At 64.4% G+C, this 17,309-nt stretch carries 14 protein-coding genes; 10 read left to right on the top strand and 4 right to left on the bottom strand.

The window, feature by feature from the left end; all coding sequences use genetic code 11:
- The 4 genes from EN993_RS17580 to EN993_RS17565 form a co-directional block, all read left to right on the top strand.
- Positions 1-1,425, top strand: a 1,425-nt coding sequence (locus tag EN993_RS17580) for a copper-translocating P-type ATPase (RefSeq protein WP_164757694.1), incomplete at its 5' end; no start/stop codon positions are given.
- A gap of 43 nt (positions 1,426-1,468) precedes the next feature.
- Positions 1,469-1,861 carry a DUF305 domain-containing protein gene (locus EN993_RS17575; protein WP_127264377.1) on the top strand — a complete coding sequence of 131 codons (393 nt, stop codon included), beginning with the start codon at positions 1,469-1,471 and terminating at the stop codon, positions 1,859-1,861.
- Positions 1,862-1,947: 86 nt separating this feature from the next.
- Positions 1,948-2,793, top strand: coding sequence for an aldo/keto reductase (locus EN993_RS17570; RefSeq protein ID WP_109666048.1), 846 nt, complete (start codon positions 1,948-1,950; stop codon positions 2,791-2,793).
- Positions 2,794-2,895: 102 nt separating this feature from the next.
- Positions 2,896-3,654, top strand: coding sequence for an MBL fold metallo-hydrolase (locus EN993_RS17565; RefSeq protein ID WP_245468872.1), 759 nt, complete (start codon positions 2,896-2,898; stop codon positions 3,652-3,654).
- 70 nt (positions 3,655-3,724) lie between these two features.
- Here the strand turns inward: EN993_RS17565 and mutS are convergent, their stop codons facing one another.
- Positions 3,725-6,496, bottom strand: a complete 2,772-nt coding sequence (gene mutS, locus EN993_RS17560; protein ID WP_127264375.1) for a DNA mismatch repair protein MutS — start codon at positions 6,494-6,496, stop codon at positions 3,725-3,727.
- A 213-nt stretch (positions 6,497-6,709) separates the two neighbouring features.
- Here mutS and EN993_RS17555 point away from each other — a divergent pair, with 213 nt between their 5' ends.
- Both EN993_RS17555 and EN993_RS17550 read left to right on the top strand, forming a co-directional pair.
- Complete coding sequence (locus EN993_RS17555) at positions 6,710-8,989, top strand: NADP-dependent malic enzyme (protein WP_109666055.1); 2,280 nt, start codon at positions 6,710-6,712, stop codon at positions 8,987-8,989.
- Positions 8,990-9,282: 293 nt separating this feature from the next.
- Positions 9,283-10,362: a sensor domain-containing diguanylate cyclase gene (locus EN993_RS17550; RefSeq protein WP_127264373.1), complete on the top strand. Its 1,080-nt coding sequence runs from the start codon at positions 9,283-9,285 to the stop codon at positions 10,360-10,362.
- Here the strand turns inward: EN993_RS17550 and EN993_RS17545 are convergent.
- A complete protein-coding gene (locus tag EN993_RS17545) occupies positions 10,277-11,185 on the bottom strand; it encodes a LysR substrate-binding domain-containing protein (protein WP_245468870.1) in 909 nt (302 codons plus the stop codon). The two genes, EN993_RS17550 and EN993_RS17545, sit on opposite strands and share 86 nt — an antisense overlap.
- Positions 11,186-11,317: 132 nt before the next feature.
- Here EN993_RS17545 and EN993_RS17540 point away from each other — a divergent pair, with 132 nt between their 5' ends.
- Both EN993_RS17540 and speB read left to right on the top strand, forming a co-directional pair.
- Positions 11,318-12,424, top strand: coding sequence for a polyamine ABC transporter substrate-binding protein (locus EN993_RS17540; protein WP_164757693.1), 1,107 nt, complete (start codon positions 11,318-11,320; stop codon positions 12,422-12,424).
- A 50-nt stretch (positions 12,425-12,474) separates the two neighbouring features.
- Positions 12,475-13,434, top strand: coding sequence for an agmatinase (gene speB, locus EN993_RS17535; RefSeq protein WP_127264367.1), 960 nt, complete (start codon positions 12,475-12,477; stop codon positions 13,432-13,434).
- A gap of 27 nt (positions 13,435-13,461) precedes the next feature.
- On the opposite strand, the gene EN993_RS17530 is transcribed toward speB, so the two are convergent.
- Positions 13,462-14,163, bottom strand: coding sequence for an antitoxin Xre/MbcA/ParS toxin-binding domain-containing protein (locus tag EN993_RS17530; protein ID WP_109666063.1), 702 nt, complete (start codon positions 14,161-14,163; stop codon positions 13,462-13,464).
- A gap of 386 nt (positions 14,164-14,549) precedes the next feature.
- On the bottom strand, positions 14,550-15,542 hold the full coding sequence (locus EN993_RS17525) for an adenosine kinase (RefSeq protein ID WP_127264365.1): 993 nt from the start codon (positions 15,540-15,542) through the stop codon (positions 14,550-14,552).
- A gap of 231 nt (positions 15,543-15,773) precedes the next feature.
- Between EN993_RS17525 and EN993_RS17520 the strand changes: the two genes are divergently transcribed.
- A complete protein-coding gene (locus tag EN993_RS17520) occupies positions 15,774-16,691 on the top strand; it encodes an EamA family transporter (RefSeq protein WP_164757692.1) in 918 nt (305 codons plus the stop codon).
- Positions 16,692-16,779: 88 nt separating this feature from the next.
- The coding region (locus tag EN993_RS17515) for a sulfate transporter family protein (protein ID WP_127264363.1) at positions 16,780-17,309 on the top strand (530 nt) is incomplete at its 3' end.

Raw genomic sequence — 17,309 nt, 5'->3', positions numbered from 1 at the left:
GTGCTGGAAGGCCGCTCCTCGATCGACGAATCGATGATCACGGGCGAACCGTTGCCGGTCGAGAAGACCGAGGGCGATGCGCTGACCGGCGGCACGCTCAACAGACAAGGTTCGCTGATCATGCGCGCCGAGCGGATCGGCGCCGAGACGACGCTGGCGCGCATTGTCGAGCTCGTCGCCAAGGCGCAGCGCTCCCGCGCCCCGATTCAAGGGTTGGCCGATCGCGTTTCTTTCTACTTTGTCCCGGCCGTCGTCCTTGTCGCGATTGCCGCTTTCATCGCCTGGGCCGTGTTTGGACCCGAGCCCAGCCTGATCTTTGCCATCGTCTCGGCGGTGTCGGTGCTGATCATCGCTTGCCCCTGTGCGCTCGGCCTCGCCACGCCGATGTCGATCATGACCGCCACCGGGCGCGGGGCGCATGCCGGCGTGCTGATCAAGGAGGCCGCGGCGCTCGAGCGCTTCGCCTCCGTCGACACGCTGATCGTCGACAAGACGGGTACGCTGACCGAAGGCCGGCCGAAACTGACCGATGTCGTTGCGGCAAACGGTTTTTCCGACGACGAATTGCTGGCGCTCGCCGCGGGTCTGGAGAAGGGCTCGGAGCATCCGTTGGCTGAGGCCATCGTTGACGGCGCTGGGACGCGCGGACTGAAGATCAATGAGGCCTCCGGCTTCGAGGCAGTCACCGGCAAGGGCGTTTCCGGTTCGGTCTCGGGAAAGAAAATCGCGCTCGGCAATGCCGCCATGATGGCTGATCTCGGCATCGACACCACACCCATCTCAGCCAAGGCCGAGGCGCTGCAGGTCGAAGGCAAGACGGCGATGTTCGTCGTCGTGGACAAGAAACTGGCCGGCCTCGTCGCCGTCGCCGACCCGGTCAAGGCGACCACCGCCGAGGCGATTAGGGCGCTGCACGACAGCGGCTTGCGGATCATCATGGCGACCGGCGACAACGAACGCACGGCAAGGGCGATCGCCAGAAGCCTAGGCATCGACGAGGTTCGCGCCGGCCTGTTGCCGGAGCAGAAGGCCGCCCTCGTCGACGAGCTGCGCGCCACGGGCAAAGGCGTCGCCATGGCCGGCGACGGCGTCAACGATGCACCCGCCCTTGCCGCCGCCGATGTCGGCATCGCCATGGGCACCGGCGCCGATGTCGCCGTCGAAAGCGCCGGCATCACCTTGGTCAAGGGCGACCTCAACGGCATCGTGCGGGCGCGCACGCTGGCGCAGGCGACGATCCGCAACATCCGCCAGAACCTGTTCTTTGCCTTCCTCTACAACGTGCTTGGCGTGCCGGTCGCCGCCGGTGTGCTCTATCCGCTCACCGGCACGCTGTTGTCGCCGATGCTGGCGGCGGCGGCGATGAGCCTGTCCTCGGTGTCGGTGATCGCAAACGCATTGCGGCTGAGAACATTGAAACTCTGAGCCAAGCCCCCAGATACGAAACCCACCCAACAGGAGACCATGAATGACCTTGGCTAAAAAACTCGTGCTTTTGCTGATGGCGGCCGGAATGCTGCTTGCCGTCTTCCTCGAAAGCGTCCCGGCACAGAGCGAGGAGATGAAACACGACATGGGCGCCATGGCGACGGACGCGACCAGCCCTTCGACCGAAGGCTACAAAGCCGCGATGGACAAGATGCATGCCGACATGATGGCATCTGAATACACCGGCAATGCCGATGTCGATTTCGTCAAGGGCATGATCCCGCACCATCAGGGTGCTATCGACATGGCCAAGGTCGAGCTCGCCAACGGCAAGGACCCGGAAATCCGCAAGCTCGCCGAAGGCGTCGTCGCCGCGCAGGAAGCCGAGATCAAGCAGATGCAGGATTGGCTCGCCGCCCATCCGGTGAAGTAGACTTTCGGCAATCGCCTAGGCGGCGAGAACGCCTCTGGATTTCTCGCCCAGCCTGTGATGCGATCCGGCCCCAACTGGAGCCCGCCATGCCGTCGATCATCAGAACCACCAAACTGCCCTCTGGCGAAGCCGTTCAGGTGCTTGGTCAGGGGACATGGAAGATGGGCGAGGATATCAGCCGCCGTACCGATGAGGTCAATGCTCTCAAGCTCGGCCTCGACCTCGGCATCACACTGATCGACACCGCCGAAATGTATGCCAGCGGCGGCGCCGAGGAGGTGGTGGCCGAGGCCATTGCCGGGCGCCGCGACGAGACCTTCCTGGTCTCGAAAGTGCTGCCGTCAAACGCTTCGCGCGCGGGCGTGCAGCGCGCCTGCGAAAACAGCCTGAAACGCCTGCGTACCGACCGCATCGACCTCTATCTGCTGCATTGGCCCGGCAGCGTGCCTCTGACTGAGACGGTCGCGGCCTTCGAGGCCCTGAAAAAGGCCGGCAAGATCCGCCACTGGGGTGTCAGCAATTTCGACACCGACGAGATGGAAGAGCTGATCGGCTTGTCCGATGGCGGCAATGTCCAGACCAACCAGGTGCTCTACAATCTGGTCCGGCGTGGCCTTGAATTCGACCTGGCGCCCTGGAGCCGGCAGCGCGGCATTCCGCTGATGGCCTATTCGCCGGTCGAGCAGGGCGCGCTGGCGCGCAATGCCAGGCTCGACGCCGTCGCCGCCCGCCACAATGCGACCCCGGCACAGATCGCCCTGGCCTGGGTGATGCATCAGGAGGGCGTCATCGCCATCCCGAAGGCAAGCAGCCAGGAACATGTCCGCCAGAATGTCGCCGCGCTCGACATCAAGCTTACGCCACAGGACATCGCCGATCTCGACCGCGCCTTCCCGCCGCCGGCGCGCAAACGTGGGTTGGAGATGATCTAGAGAGGCATGATCCCGAAGCGGGAACCAGTTTTCGGAAATAGCGAGCAAGCATTGGAACGAATTTCAGCCGGGCATCGGCACACGGCGTACAGAATCGGAGCCATGACGGTCACGTCGCTGCGCGACGGTTATGTCGACATGCCAATAAGGCGGCTGCGCCAGCCCGGAAACATTGTATTCGGCGATAAGCTGCCATCGCAGGTAGCGCTCGTTGACGGCGCGCTCAGGCTATCCGTCAACGCCTTTGCCATCGATGACGGCGACGACATCACGCTGATCGACACAGGGGCTTCGAACGCCTGGCACCCGACGATGGGGCATTTGCCCGAGGCGCTGCGCGAGGCGAAGATCGCCATCGACCGGGTACGCACAATTGCCTTCACCCACACCCATCTCGATCATATCCACGGGCTCATCCTTGCCGATGGTCGGGATGGCTTCCCGCAACTTACGCGCCTGCTTGTCCCGCGACTCGAGCTCGGCATGTTCCGGGCAGAGGCGAGGCTGGAACGCTTCCACAGCCGGGCCCAGCCTTTCGACGCCGGACAGCGCGTCAGCGCTCATATCGAGACGATCGCCGCCGCTGGCCATGAAGTCGGTCACACCTGCTTCCGCGTCATGAGCGAGGACGAAACGCTGTTGATCTGGGGCGACATCGTGCATGTGCCGTCGCTTCAATTCGATCGACCGGAGATCACGTGGGAATTCGACGCCGACCAGGAGGAGGCACGGGCAAGCCGGCTGCAGATAATGGCCCTTGCAGCCGACAACGGCTGCTACGTCGCAGGTGCGCATCTCGATTCACCGGGTGTCGGCCGGGTTTTCCGAGCCGAAAGAGGCTTCCGCTTCGAACCTTTGTAGGAACGGCAGCAAACGAGCAGCTGCCGTCAAGCCCGGACGTCGTTTTACGCCCGGGTTACTGAGGGGAGTCCTATTGTTTCGTTGTTAGGCCCTTCAATCGGTAGAGCGCTTCCAGCGCCTCCCGTGGCGTCATCTCGTCGGGATTGATCTCGCCCAGCGCCACACCCAGCGCATCACTCTTCACCGGCTTCGGCGCCTCCCGCTTCACCGCCACCGAAAACAGCGGCAGGTCGTCGACCAGCCGGTTCGTCTTGCCCGAAACCTCGCCTTCCTCAAGTTGGTGCAGCACTTCCTTGGCCCGGTCGACCACGGCTTCCGGCAGGCCAGCCAGCCGCGCTACCTGCACGCCATAGGAGCGGTCGGCGGCACCCTTGCCGACCTCGTGCAGGAAGACGACGTCGTTTTCCCATTCCTTGACCCGCATGGTGACGTTATGCAGCCGCGCCAGCTTGCCGGCGAGCGAGGTCATTTCGTGGAAATGGGTGGCGAAGATCGCCCGGCAGCGGTTCTTCTCATGCAGATATTCGACCGCCGCCCACGCGATCGACAGGCCGTCGAAAGTGGCGGTGCCGCGGCCGATTTCGTCGAGGATCACCAGTGCGCGCTCACCGGCCTGGTTGAGGATCGCCGCCGTCTCGACCATCTCGACCATAAAGGTCGAGCGGCCGCGCGCCAGGTCGTCCGAGGCGCCGACACGCGAGAACAGCCGGTCGACGACACCGATATGGGCCGATGCCGCCGGCACGAACGAGCCGGTCTGGGCCAGGATGGCGATCAGCGCGTTCTGCCGCAGGAACGTCGACTTACCGCCCATGTTGGGGCCGGTCAGAAGCCAGATCGCGCCGTTCTTGGCGCTGCCCTCCGGCGACAGGTCGCAATCATTGGCGACGAATGGGCCTTCGCCGGAGCGGCGCAGGGCCTGTTCGACCACCGGATGCCGGCCGCCCGTAATCTCGAAGGCGAGGCTGGAATCCACCACTGGCCTGCACCAGGCCTCGCTCTCGGACAAAAGCGCGAGGGCGGCCGAGACATCGAGCACGGCCAGCGCATCCGCACCGGCGCGGATCTTCTCCGCTTCGCCGACCGCTTCCGTCGTCAGCGCGTCGAAGGCGGCAAGCTCGATGCTGAGCGCCCGGTCGGCGGCATTGGCGATCTTGGTCTCGAGTTCGGCAAGCTCGGTCGTGGTGAAGCGCATGGCATTGGCCATGGTCTGGCGGTGGATGAAGCGGGCCTTGGCGCCATCGCTGCCGGTCATGATCGCATGATGGTTGGCGGTCACCTCGATGTAGTAGCCGAGCACATTGTTGTGCCGGATCTTCAGCGAGCGGATGCCGGTCTCGTCGATCAGCGAGCGTTCCAGCCCGGCGATCACCTTTCGCGATTCGTCGCGCAGCGCCCGCATCTCGTCGAGATCGGCATGGTAACCGCCGCGCACGAAGCCGCCGTCGCGCTTGAGCAGCGGCAGTTCGTCGCCAAGCGCCTGCGTCAGATGCTGGGCCAGCGCCTGGGGCAGCGCATGGATGGCGGCGAGTGCGGCCGTCAATTCCTGGGGCAGGGCGGTCGCGGCAAAGATTTCAGCGATCGCACCTGCCGCTTCGAAACCGGCGCGCAGCGCGCCGAGGTCGCGCGGACCGCCCCGGTTGAGCGCCAGCCTGGACAGCGCGCGCGGCATGTCGGCGACGCTCTTCAGGCTCGACCGCACCGCCTGGCAGAGCCGCGTCTCGGAGCGGAAGAACGACACCGAGTCCAGCCTGGCGCCGATCGCGGCCGGGTCGGTCAGCGGCGCCATCAGCCGGTCGGCGAGCAGTCTTGCGCCGCCGCCGGTCACCGTGCGGTCGATCGCCTTGAACAGCGAGCCTTCGCGGCTGCCCGACAGTGTGCGCAGCAGTTCGAGATTGCCGCGTGTTGCCGGGTCGATGAACAGGGTCGAGCCCTGCTCCTCGCGCTCCGGCCGCGACAGCGGCGGGCGCTCGGCCTTCTGCGTCTTCTCGACATAGGCGATGGCGCCCGAGATCGCCGACAGTTCTGCGCGCGAAAAGGCGCCAAAGCTATCCGGCGTCGCCACATCGAAGAAACGGGCGATGCGTCCGGTGGCCGAGGCCGAATCGAACAGTGACGGCGGCTGCGGGCTGGCGACGCGGCCGAGCACGTCGAACACTGGCTTTAGTTCGGGATCGTGGAACACCGGCTCGGCGACGATCAATTCGCGCGGATCGACACGGAAGATGTCGGCCAGCAGCCGGTCGGCGGTGGTGTCCGTGACGCGAAAGGCGCCGGTCGAGATGTCGATCCAGGCCAGCGCGAAACTTCCTTGGTTCCCTGTCGCGCTGCCGCGCTCCCCGCCTCTTGGGTCCGCTCCGCCCTTCACCCGTCCCAGCGCCATCAGGAAACTCGATTCCGAGGGCGCCAGCAATTTGTCCTCGGTGATGGTGCCAGGGGTTACCAGCCGCACCACGTCGCGGCGCACCACCGATTTGCCGCCGCGTTTCTTCGCCTCTGCCGGGTCCTCGATCTGCTCGCAGACGGCGACGCGGAATCCCTGGCCGATCAGCTTCTGCAGATAATCGTCGGCCGCATGCACCGGCACGCCGCACATCGGAATGTCGAGCCCTTGGTACTTGCCGCGCTTGGTCAGCACGATGCCCAGCGCCCGGCTCGCCTTCTCGGCATCATCGAAGAACAGCTCGTAGAAATCGCCCATGCGATAGAACAGCAGCGAATCCGGGTTCGCTGCCTTGATCTCGATAAACTGCTCTATCATCGGCGTGGCGCCGGCGTGGGCGGTGGGCACCGGCGTCATCGCCTCGGGGGCGTCTGGCTCGTTTGGAATGTGCATGTTCATGCGCGGCACGCTAGCAGATGTGATCGCGCGGTTTAATGCCGAGGCTTCGAAAAACGGGGGACGACCGACACGGCCGATTGCCCGCAATTGCCGATCCGATCCGCGATTCCCGCGCGCTGGCGGTTTACACGCGGCGGCGCGTGGTCTTAATTCGGATCGAAACAAAGCACCCGCTCAAGGAGGTGCTGCACCGGCGAGGAAATCAAAAGCATCATGGCCAGGAAAACCGAGAACACCGGTCCGTCCGTCAGCGCGCAGGAAGCGCTCGAATTCCACGCCATGGGCCGCCCCGGCAAGCTGGAGGTCGTCGCCACCAAGCCGATGGCAACGCAACGTGACCTCAGCCTCGCCTATTCGCCTGGTGTCGCGGTTCCGGTTCTGGCCATCGCCGAAGACCCCAGCCGCGCCTTCGACTACACGACGCGCGGCAACATGGTCGCCGTCATCTCCAACGGCACCGCCATCCTCGGCCTGGGCAACCTCGGCGCGCTGGCTTCGAAACCGGTGATGGAAGGCAAGGCGGTGCTGTTCAAGCGCTTCGCCGATGTCGATTCCATCGATCTCGAGGTCGACACCGAGGACGCCGACGAGTTCATCAACTGCGTGCGTTTCCTTGGGCCCTCCTTCGGCGGCATCAATCTCGAGGACATCAAGGCGCCGGAATGCTTCATCATCGAGCAGCGCCTGCGCGAATTGATGGATATTCCGGTCTTCCATGACGACCAGCACGGCACCGCGATCATATCCTCTGCCGGCCTGATCAACGCGCTGGAGATCACCGGGCGCGACATGAAGACCACGAAAATGGTCTGCAACGGCGCCGGTGCCGCCGGCATCGCTTGCATCGAGCTGATGAAGGCGATGGGCTTTGCGCCCGAAAACATCACTTTGTGCGACACCAAGGGCGTGGTATTCCAGGGCCGCACCGAAGGCATGAACCAGTGGAAGTCGGCGCATGCGGTGAAGACAGAGGCGCGCAGCCTCGCCGAGGCACTCGACGGCGCCGACGTCTTCCTCGGCCTTTCCGCCAAGGGCGCGCTGACCACCGCCATGGTGCAGTCGATGGCCAAGAACCCGATCATCTTCGCCATGGCCAATCCCGATCCGGAAATCACGCCGGAGGAAGTGGCCGAGATCCGCACCGATGCCATCATGGCCACCGGGCGTTCGGACTACCCGAACCAGGTCAACAATGTGCTCGGCTTTCCCTACATCTTCCGCGGCGCGCTGGATGTGCGGGCGACCACCATCAATGACGACATGAAGATCGCCGCCGCCCGCGCGCTGGCGGCACTTGCGCGCCAGGATGTGCCCGATGATGTCGCCGCCGCCTACCAGGGCAACCGGCCGAAATTCGGCCCCAACTACATCATCCCGGTGCCGTTCGACCCGCGCCTGATCTCGGCCATCCCGATCGCGGTGGCCAAGGCGGCTATGGACTCTGGCGTCGCCCGCAAGCCGATCCTCGATCTCGACCGCTACGCGCAGGAACTCTCCGCCCGCCGCGACCCGATCGCCTCGACCCTGCAGCGCATCTACGACCGCGTGCGCCGCCAGCCCAAGCGCATCGTCTTCGCCGAGGGCGAGGAGGAACAGGTCATGCGCGCCGCCGTCTCCTATGTGAACCAGCGGCTCGGCACCGCCATCCTGCTTGGCCGCGACGACGTCATCAAGGAAAACGCCAAGCACGCCGGCATCGATCTCAACAAGCAAGGCATCGAGATCATCAATGCAAGGCTGTCGCGCCGCAACGGCATCTACACCGACTATCTCTACGAGCGAATGCAGCGCAAAGGCTTCCTGTTCCGCGACTGCCAGCGCCTGATCAACAACGACCGCAACCACTTCGCCGCCTGCATGGTGGCGCTGGGTGACGCCGACGGCATCGTCACCGGCGTCACCCGCAACTATTCTACGGCGCTCGACGATATCCGCCGCGTCATCGACGCGAAGCCCGGCCACCGCGTCATCGGCGTCTCGATCGTGCTGGCGCGGGGCAAGACCGTGCTGGTCGCTGACACCGCCGTGCACGACATGCCGAACGCCGAGCAGATCGCCGACATCGCCGAGGAAGCCGCGGGCTTCGCCCGCCGCATGGGCTACGAGCCGAGGCTTGCCATGCTCGCCTACTCGACCTTCGGCCATCCGCAGGGCGAGCGCTCCGAACGCGTCCAGGAAGCCGTGCGCATCCTCGACAAGCGCCGCGTCGATTTCGAGTATGACGGCGAAATGGCCGCCGACGTGGCGCTCAACGCCCGTGCCATGGCGCAATACCCGTTCATCCGGCTCACCGGCCCGGCCAATGTGCTGATCATGCCGGCGTTCCACTCCGCCTCGATCTCGACCAAGATGCTACAGGAACTCGGCGGCTCGACGGTGATCGGCCCGCTGCTGGTCGGGCTGAACAAGCCGGTTCAGATCGTGTCGCTGAATGCCAAGGACAGCGATATCGTCAATATGGCGGCGATCGCGGCGTATACGGCGGGGACGTGACGAACGGTCCGCGTTGGGGGCGGCAAAGTCGCGAACGTTTTTCGAGCGAGGCAAGGCCTTGCGCGGCATGAACGGAATCGGCCGCGCCATTCCGCCTGAACACGTGTGATCGCAGGAATCCTGCGATTCAAGCCGAATTTGCGGGTAAATCACCGCGATCCATAAGATATTGATAATATCCGGTTGTTATACCAGAGAGCTGTCGTCGATGTGCCAGAGCGGCATTTTGGACAGACTGGGGTGGTGACCGTCATGGATTTTCAGCCGAGAAGCACGATACGAGTCCTGCAACCGTGGTCGGCCAGGGGGCCTATCACGACGAGCGCCTGGATGCGCTTCTCAGCATCACCGGCCGGATGGACGGCTACCTTTACCGCTGCCGCAACGATGCGTCCTACACCATGCTCTACATCAGCGACGGCATTCTCACCATCAGCGGTTATCGACCGAGCGATTTCATTCACAACGCGGTGCGCGACTATGTCTCGGCCATCCATCCGGATGACCTGCCCTCGGTCTATGCGGCCGTCGATGCCGCGCTCGAGGCGCGCTGCAACTGGAACGTCGACTACCGCATCGTGCCGCGGGTCGGCGAGTCGCTCTGGGTCCGCGAGATCGGCGGCGGTGTCTGGGACGATGCCGGCGAACTCGAATTCCTCGAAGGCTTCGTCGTCGACATCAGCGACCGCAAGGTCGTCGAGGACCTCAACGCCCAGCTGCTGCTGGATCTGAAGACAGCCAACGAAGAACTCTCGGCGCAAAAGCGCGAGATCGAACTGGCGAAGCAGCAGAGCGACCATTCGGCCAACCACGACGCATTGACCGACTTGCCCAACAGGCGCGCCTTCCACGACGAACTCAAATCGGTGGTGGCCCGCTGCGGCGCCACCGGCGAGGCGGCCGGCCTTCTGTTCATCGACCTCGACCGGTTCAAGGAAGTCAACGATACGCTCGGCCACGAGGCTGGCGATGCGCTGCTGCAGCGCGTGTCGAGCCAGCTTCGCTCGATCCTGCGCAGCGCCGATTTCGTCGCCCGGCTTGGCGGCGACGAGTTCGCCTTCCTGTTCTCGGGCGACGCCGATCTGGCACAGCAGAAGGCCGTGCGCGTCGCCGAACGCATCCTGGAAAGGTTGCGGATCAAGGTTCCCACGCCGACTGGCGCCATCCAGGTCGGCTGCACCGTTGGCGTGGCCATGTATCCGGCGGAGGCCGCCGATTCCGAAGCGCTGATCGCGCTCGCCGACCGGCTGATGTACATCGGAAAAAAGAGCGGCCGCAACCGGCTGGTCACCGCCAGGGAAATGGCGCCGCAACACCCATCGCCTGCTTGTGGGTGGCAATCTCCGCCAACAGCCACGCGCGGAACTGCTTGATGCCGGCCGAACCGCGATTGCCCGACTTCTGCTGCAGGCAGTAGCTTTCCGGAATCGTGTGCCGCACCGGAAACGGCGCCACCAACTGGCCGCTGGCCAGCAGATCCTGCGCCATGATGTTGTCGACCAGCGCCACACCACCGCCATTGACCGCCTCGCGCACGGCCAGTGCCGGGTCATGGAAGATCGGGCCGGATTTGGCGTCGACCTTCAGCCCTTCTTTCTCGAACCATTCCTCCCACCAGGCGGTCGTATTCTCGTGCAGCAGCCTCTGTCCGGCAAGATCGGCTACCCGGCTTGGCGCATTCGGACCGGCAAGCAGGGCCGGCGCGCAGACGGGAAAGATCACCAGTGACACAAGCTGCAAATAGTCTGCATTGCCGGCATCGGCGGTGAACAGCACGCGCAGATCGGCACTCGGATTGCCACCCCGGCTCTGATCGTCGTGGATCGACACGTCGAGTTCGAAATCGGGATTCTCGGCGCGGAAGCGCGGCAGGCGGTCGGCCAGCCACAGGTTCATGAAGGTCGCGTTGATCGACAGCGAGGCGCGCTTGGCGGCATCGGGGCGGCCATGGCTGCCCATCTCTTCGGTGGCAGCCTCGATCGACCTGAAGGCGGTGGATAGCCGGCGAGCAAAGTGGGTGGCTTTCGGCGCCAGTGTTACCTGTCGGATGCCACGCTCGAACAACTCCATACCCAGCGCCTGTTCCAGTGACCGGATATGCCGGCTCACCGCCGAGGGCGTCAGCCGCAACTCGTCGGCGGCATCCTTGAAGCTGTGCAGGCGCGCCGCCGCTTCGAAAGCTCGGATCGCATTCAACGAAGGCAGCTTCATTGGCGAAGACAAAGCTTGAGATGAGTTTTTGTCAAGTATGACCGACAAAAATGCCGTTTGTCGGATCGTGCCGAACGGGCAATTCTCATGCGATCCGACCCCTTGGGAGACCGCGCCATGCGCCATCTTGCCACCCTTGCCGCATCGATGTTCGCCCTATCCGTTTGCACCTTGACGGGCGATGCTCTCGCCGCCGAGGACAAGACTGTCAACATTTACTTCTGGTACGATTACGTGCCCGCCGACACCATCGCTGACTTCGAGAAACAGACCGGCATCAAGGTCGTCTACGACACATTCGATGCCGTCGAGATGCTCACGACCAAGGCGCTGACCGGGGGCTCCGGCTATGACCTGATCATGCCGGGCGCATCGATCGTCGGCCAGTACATCAAAGCCGGCGCCATCCGGAAGCTCGACGAGACGAACCTCCCCAACGCCTCGGGTCTCAATCCCGACATCATGGCCTTCCTGGCCAGGCAGGATCCGGGCAACGCCTATGCGGTGCCCTATGCCTATGGCACGACAGGCATCATCTACAACAAGGCCAAGATCGCCGAGCGGATGAAGGACGCCCCGGTCAACAGCCTCGACATGGTCTTCAATTCGGAGGTGGCGCGAAAATTCCAGGATTGCGGCATCGCTATGGTTGATTCGCCGGAAGGCGTGATGTCGATCGCACTCAACTACCTCGGCTTCGACCCGTTCTCGACCGACGAGAGCGAGATCAGGAAGGCAGCCAATCTGCTCACGGGGATCAAGCCTTACATCAGGCATTTCAAATCGGGCTCGATCATGAGCGAGATGGCGGCCGGCGATCTCTGCCTGGCGCTTGGCTGGAGTGGCGATGCGATCGGCGCGGCGACCAAGGCGGTGGACGCCAAAAGCGGCGCCGATATCGGCTATTCCATCCCGAAGGAGGGCACGGAAATCTTCTTCGACGTCGTTACCATTCCGGTCGATGCGCCGCACCCCGAAAACGCCCAGGCCTTTCTGGATTTCCTGATCACGCCGCGGGTCGCCGCCCGCTTCACCAATGCGACGCTCTACCCGAACGCTGTCAAGGCGGCGACGCCGATGGTCGACGAGGTCGTTCGCGACAATCCAGACATCTACATCTCGCAAGAGACGATGAAACATTTGTTTGCCGCTCAACCACGCGATCAGAAATCGCTGCGCCTGGTTACCCGGCTATGGACCGGCTTCATCACCGGAACGAACTGATCCTGACCTGCTCGGGCCCTACACCTCTCTCCAGCAAAAAGATGATCGATATGCTCAAATCATTGCCGCACACACGCGAAACCGACAATGCCGTTTTCGGCAAGACCATTTACGGGGGTTCGCACGAGCCGGTCTATGGCGGCGTCCTGTCCTTCATGCGCCGCAGGTTGACCCGCAACCTTGACGGCGTCGATGTCGCCGTGTGGGGCATCCCGTTCGATGCGGCCGTCTCCAACCGGCCGGGCGCCCGCTTCGGTCCGCAAGGCGTGCGGCGCGCCTCGGCCATCCTCGAAGGCGATCCGCAATATCCCTTCCGCGCAGATCCGTTCGAACGGTTGGCGGTCATCGACTATGGCGATTGCGGCCTTGATTTCGGCCGGCATGACGAGACGCCATGGCAGATCGAGGCGCAGGCGGGCGAGGTCGTCGATGCCGGCGTCACGCTGTTGTCCATCGGCGGCGATCACTACGTCACCTGGCCGCTGCTCAGAGCGCATGCGAAGAAGTATGGGCCGCTGGCGCTGGTCCAGTTCGACGCCCATCAGGACACCTGGCTCGACCAGGAGAAGCGTATCGACCATGGCTCGTTCGTCGCCAGGGCCGTCAGCGAAGGCCTGATCAGGCCGGAGCGCTCGATCCAGGTCGGCATCCGCACCCACGCGCCGGACACCTGCGGCCTTGAAATCCTGCATGGCGAAGATGTCGCCGAGCTCGGTGTGGCCGGCGTTGTCGAGCGCATCAAGGCGCGTGTGGGCGATGCCAGGACCTATCTGACCTTCGACATCGACTGTCTCGACCCGGCCTTTGCCCCAGGCACCGGCACGCCGGTCGCCGGTGGTCTTTCGTCACGCGAGGCGCTGATGATCCTGCGGCGGCTGGGCTCGCTTGATATCGTCGGCGCCGATGTCGTCGAAGTGGCGCCGGCCTATGACCATGCCGACGTCACGTCGATCGCCGGTGCCGCCGTGCTGCAGCATTATCTTGGCTTGCTGGCGGAAAGGAAAGGATAGCTCCGGCCGGCGGGGCTCATATCAGTTTTAGTCCGGCGCGAACGCACGCGCCGCCTCGATGACCTCGTCGACCTGATCCTGCCTGAGCAGGTCGACGGGAACGCGGCCGTCGAGCTGCGCCGAGGGGCGCGTCAGCCACAGCCACGCCAGTCTGGGGTTGCTGATCAGGGACAGCACGTCGCGAATGCCCGTGACCGGCCTGCCGTCGACGAACTGCGCCAGCGGGAAGACATGTTTGCGGCCGCCCTTGCGCAAGGCGATGACCTCGCCCCGCCGTTGCCAGCGATGCAGCGTCGAGCGGGCGATACGCAAATTCTCTTCCAGATAGGTCGAGCCGGCGACGCGGCCCGCCCAGTCCTCGATCAGCATCGATTCGAGATCGTCGGACTTTGGCAGCGAAGAGGGCTCGGCATCGGCCAACAGGGTCGTCGGCGGATTTGTCTCGCCAGCAATACCGGCTTCGCTGCGGCGCGCGGCCTCCGCCGCCAGGGCGCGCACGAATTTCGATGCCAGGCCGGGAAGGTCGGCATGGATGGTGTCGATGGCGCGCTGGTGCTTCGGCGACAGCAAGGTGACGGCGGACGCTATGCTGCCGGCGATCTTGCCGACCGAGACCATGGTGGGCTTGTTGATGGCCTCGTCATAATGGGCAAGCGCGCGTTCGACCTCCTCCGCGACCATATCCGCGAAGTCGTCCTGCTTGAGGCCCCGGATCTGAAATCTGTTCATGCATCTGTCTTCCGGGCCGCGCGCTCCTCCCACAGAAGCGGCCGGTTGTTGAATTTCTAGAGCGGAAAGCGAAAATCGCAACGGCAACAGATGCAGCGGCCCGACAGCTTGCTGTCTCGCATTTCTTGACACCCCAACTGACTATAGGCGCTCCGAAAGGTCAGTCGCGGGGCGCCTAGATTGCGTGTAGGTGCGGTGTGTGACAGCCGCGCGACGGCCGTTCCCCCTCACCCGCCCTCCGCTTCGCTCGGGCGACCTCTCCCCGAGGGGAGAGGAGGCTACCGGCGCTGGCGCTTTCCTCTTCTCCCCAGCGGGGAGAAGGTGGCCGCGGAGCGGCCGGATGAGGGGGAGCCTCGCAGTAACTGCCGCAAGGGCGGGAAATGCCCCTAAAGCAACCCCGCCTGCTCAGCCTCGCGGCGCAAATTTTGCCGTGGCCTGGGGCCGATCTGCTGGATCACCAATCCGGCCGCTAGTGAGCCAAGGTCGCCGCAGGTCTGCAGGTCGCGGCCTTGCGTGTAGCCATGCAGGAAGCCGGCGGCATAGAGATCGCCGGCGCCCGTCGTATCGACAAGCTCCTTGATGGCGGTCGCCTTGATGACCACGGTCTCGTCGCCGCGCACGATCACTGAGCCCTTTTCCGAGCGGGTCACGGCGGCGATCCGGCAATCCTTGCGGATCTGCGCCAGCGCCTCGTCGAATGACGATGTCTGATAGAGCGACTTGATCTCGTGGCTGTTGGCAAAGACGATGTCGACCGTTCCCGAGCGCATCAAGTCGAGGAATTCGTCGCGGTAGCGGTCGACGCAGAACGAATCCGACAGTGTCATGGACACTTCGCGGCCTGCCGCATGCGCCAGCTTCGCCGTCTGGCGGATCGCTTCCTTGGCGCGTGGCGGGTCCCACAGATAGCCTTCGAAATAGGTGACTTTGGCGCCAGACGCCTTGTCGGCCTCGACGTCCTCCGGTCCAAGCTCGACGCAGGCGCCGAGATAGGTGTTCATCGAGCGCTCGCCGTCGGGGGTGACGAAGATCATCGAGCGTGCCGTCGGCGGCTCGCCCTTGAGCGGCCTGGTGTCGAAGGCGACGCCCTGGGCGTGGATGTCGTGGGCGTAGATTTCGCCCAGCGCATCGTTGGAGACCTTGCCGAAGAAGGCAGCGCGGCCGCCGAAGCTTGCGACGCCGGCCGCCGTGTTGCCGGCGCTGCCGCCGGAGGCTTCGATCGCCGGGCCCATGCGGCTGTAGAGCAGCTCGGCGCGCTGTGTGTCGATGAGGTTCATCGCGCCCTTGATGATGCCATTGGTCTCGAGGAATTCCTCGTCGCACTGGGCGATGATGTCGACAATGGCATTGCCGATGCAAAGCACGTCATATTTCGGCATCAATGTCTCCGCCAAAAACCCGAGCCGGCTTCTTGCCATGCCCGGGCGGGTCTACAGCATGACCCCCGAAAATTGGCAACCGATTTTCTGCCGCCGCCGGCGGGGCGGTGCGCCTGGTGCACGCCAACCGCGAGGCGCTATGACAATTCGACCGTGGCCGAAGCATTTCATCGCCGCACGGCCTACAAGCATGGCTCAGACGATCCCATTTCGACGCCGAGCCAGCCCCCTATGTCTACAAAGAACGGGCCTGCAAAAAACGACCTGACCACCGACCTGGCGCTGCTCGCCGTGCTGGCGGTGCTCTGGGGCGCCTCCTACACCTTCATCAAGATCGGCGTCGAGACGATCCCGCCGGTCACCTTCATTGCCGCCCGCACCCTGATCGCCGGTGGCATCCTGTTCGCCATCATCCGCTGGCGCGGGCTCACCATGCCGGGCGACGCGGCAAGCTGGCGCCGCTTTGCCTTCCAGGCATGCCTCAACAGCGTCGTACCGTTCACCTTGATCGCCGCGGCCGAACGCTCGGTCGACGCCGGCCTCGCCACGATCCTGAACGCGACCTCGCCGATCTTCACCTTCCTTTTGACCGCGCTCATCACCCGCCATGAGCCGGTCACGTTGCGCAAACTGATTGGCGTCGGCGCCGGCATTGCCGGCATCTGCCTCATCATCGGCACCGAGGCGCTGGGTGGCCTTGGTCACGAGCTTTGGGCGCAGTTGGCAATCGTCGCGGCAACGATCTGCTATGCGGGCGCAGCCATTTTCGGCCGCGGCTTCAAGGGCCTCGATCCGATGCTGCCGGCCGCAGGTTCGATGCTGTGCGGCGCCATCATCCTCGTGCCGCTCAGTCTTGTGTTCGACCAGCCGTGGACGCTGGCGCCATCGACGGCGTCGATCCTGGCCTTGCTCGGCCTGTCGGTCTTTTCCACTGCGCTGGCCTTCGTCATCTATTTCCGCCTCATCCACACGCTGGGCTCGGTCGGCACCACCTCGCAGGCCTATCTGCGCGTGCCGATCGGCGTCGGCATCGGCGCCCTCTTCCTTGGCGAAAGCCTGGGCTCGACGGCATGGCTGGGTATGGGTTTTGTCGTGGCCGGGGTCGCTGCCATGACCATCCCGGTTCGCAAGCCAGCGTTTGCGCGATAGTTGTCCGCGCTTGTGCTCGCGACCTGCGCTGCCTATCTCGGAGGCGTCCGCCTTTCGGCGGCGTCCGCTGACCTGGGGTTGAAGCACGGTGATTTTCGACGCTGCCCGTACTGCGGCCCTCGAGCTGCTCTCGTCTCCGTTTCGTGCCGTGTTCATCAAGACGCTGGGCTTGACCGTGCTGGCGCTGGTGGCCCTGTGGTTCGGCCTGACCAGCCTCGTTGAGTGGCTGGCGCTGCCTTGGCTGCAGACGCTGTTGCCCGGCATGCCGTCCTGGGCCGGGTGGCTGGGCGGCATCGTCGCGGCAATAGCGCTTGCCTTCGGCATGGCGTTGCTCATCGCGCCGGTGACGGCTGTTATCGCCGGCCTGTTCCTTGACGATATCGCCGAAGTGGTCGAGCGCACCGACTATCCCGGCGATCCGCCCGGCCGCGCCATGCCGGTGCTGCGCTCGCTGGTGCTGTCGATGCGATTCCTTGGCGTCGTCATTCTCGGCAACATCGTGGCCCTGCTGCTTCTGCTGGTGCCGGGCGTCAACATCGCCGCTTTCTTCATCGTCAACGGCTATCTGCTCGGGCGCGAGTTCTTCGAATTCGCCGCCATGCGCTTTCGCGGCGAAGA

The organism is Mesorhizobium sp. M7D.F.Ca.US.004.01.2.1 (genome assembly GCF_003997785.1).
GTDB classification, from domain to species: domain Bacteria; phylum Pseudomonadota; class Alphaproteobacteria; order Rhizobiales; family Rhizobiaceae; genus Mesorhizobium; species Mesorhizobium loti.
The sequence above is the reverse complement of the archived record's forward strand: the minus strand, read 5'-3'. Positions and strand labels throughout refer to the sequence as shown.